Source organism: Streptococcus suis (assembly GCF_002964045.1).
Classification (GTDB): domain Bacteria; phylum Bacillota; class Bacilli; order Lactobacillales; family Streptococcaceae; genus Streptococcus; species Streptococcus suis_U.
Genome location: NZ_POPB01000331.1, coordinates 1 through 1,639 on the forward strand (window position 1 = coordinate 1; position 1,639 = coordinate 1,639).

The window sequence follows — 1,639 nt, forward strand, 5'->3', positions numbered from 1 at the left end:
TGAACAGCTCCCTGTCAAGTGGACAATGAAATAATAAAAGATTAGGCGGCGGCCTTGTTCCTCATTTCAAGAGGGGCAAGGCCGTTGTTGCGCTCTTGAAAACGTTGGTGATTGTAAAAATAGATGTAGGCATCAATATCTGAAACCAGCTCCTCAAAAGTCTTGTACTTCTTCAAATCATAGCACTCCGTCTTAAAGTGTCCAAAGAAACTCTCAATTGGCGCATTGTCAATACACTTGCCAACACGCGACATAGAGCGTGTCATTTGATACTGGGTCGTTAGACGGTAATAATCTTTCGAAGTATACTGCGAACCTCGGTCACTGTGAATCAATGGTGTCGCATCAGGATTAGCTTTTCGGGCTTTACGAAGCGTCTCCAACACCAATTCGTTATCATTAAACTGACCAACCACATAAGCGACAATTGAGCCGTCGTAAAGGTCCTTGACAGCACTCAAATAAGCTTTACAGCTGAGACCATACTTCAGGAAAGTCACATCTGTACACCATTTCTGATTGGGAGCAGTAGCTGTAAAATCACGATTGAGAATATTGTCCTCTACATTGACAAAGCTGGTCTTGGTACAGTAGCCCTTGGCTCTTCTGATAATGGAGCGAATTCCTAAAATGTGCATTAAGCGACGAATCCGCTTCTTGTTGTAGTTTGTTTCAAGCTTGCGATTGACAAATCGCGTTATACGACGATAACCAAGAATGCCATTATGTTGGCTATGAAGGTCCTTGATGACGTCTATCAATCTTGTATTTTCTTGTTCAGAAGGAGTTTCTTGATGACGCAACCACTTGTAATAGCCTGAGCGAGATACCTTTAGAATACGGCACAAGTGACTGATAGAAGCCTCTTCCTGTTCATCCGCATATTCTTTAATCGCTTGGAAGGATTCCAAGTGGCGACCTAGTCTTACCGTCGGTTTCGTCGCTTGATTTCTTCTAACTTTTTTAGCAGGCCGTTCTCCATTTCAAGATACTTAATCCGTTCTTCCTGTTGCTTGATTTTAAGGCGTAACTCTTCTTCTGGAGTCAGATTAGGCTTGCTTTCCAGGCCTTTCCCACGACGGTCGAGGAGGCCGTTAGAACCGTCCTTCTCGAACTTTCTGACCCATGAATAGACCTGTTGGTAGGAAACACCATACTTCTCGACAGCCCCTTGGTAATCTTTCTCGTTGGCAAGAGTAAAATTCACAATCTCAACCCGTTCGTCAAATGTTGTCTTGCGTCCTTGTTTCATGCGACTCATTCCTTTACTAGTAGCTTTCAGTTCTTTACCACTAGTATAACGTTTTATCCAGGATCTGAGAACATAATGACAAGAAATTCCATATTTTTCAGTCAAATCTTTGAGACTTCCCAAGCCATTGAGATAGTCAGATACAGCTTGTTCCTTCAACTCTTTACTATACTTCGTCCAGTGACGACTTTCCTCTAGCCCCTCAACACCAGCTTCTTTGTACTTCCGAACCCAGTTCGATAGGGTGTCTTTAGACACGCCATGGTGCCTACCTAACCATCTAAGTGCTTTCCCAGCTTCCAAGTGCAGTAGAACAATTTCTAGTTTCTCAGAGACAGATTTTGGACTTCTTTTGGACATAATAAAACTCCCCTCATAGTTTCTAGT

Annotated in this window: 1 protein-coding gene; it reads right to left on the reverse strand. The window is 42.9% G+C overall.

What is annotated here, in order from left to right; genetic code table 11:
- Positions 1–41: 41 nt before the first annotated feature.
- Positions 42–1,612 (reverse strand): IS3 family transposase gene (locus tag C1E99_RS06780; protein WP_105207055.1). Its coding sequence is split into 2 segments (ribosomal slippage): positions 42–967 and positions 967–1,612, totalling 1,572 coding nucleotides; the frame shifts between segments, so codons are not numbered across the junction.
- Positions 1,613–1,639: the final 27 nt, after the last annotated feature.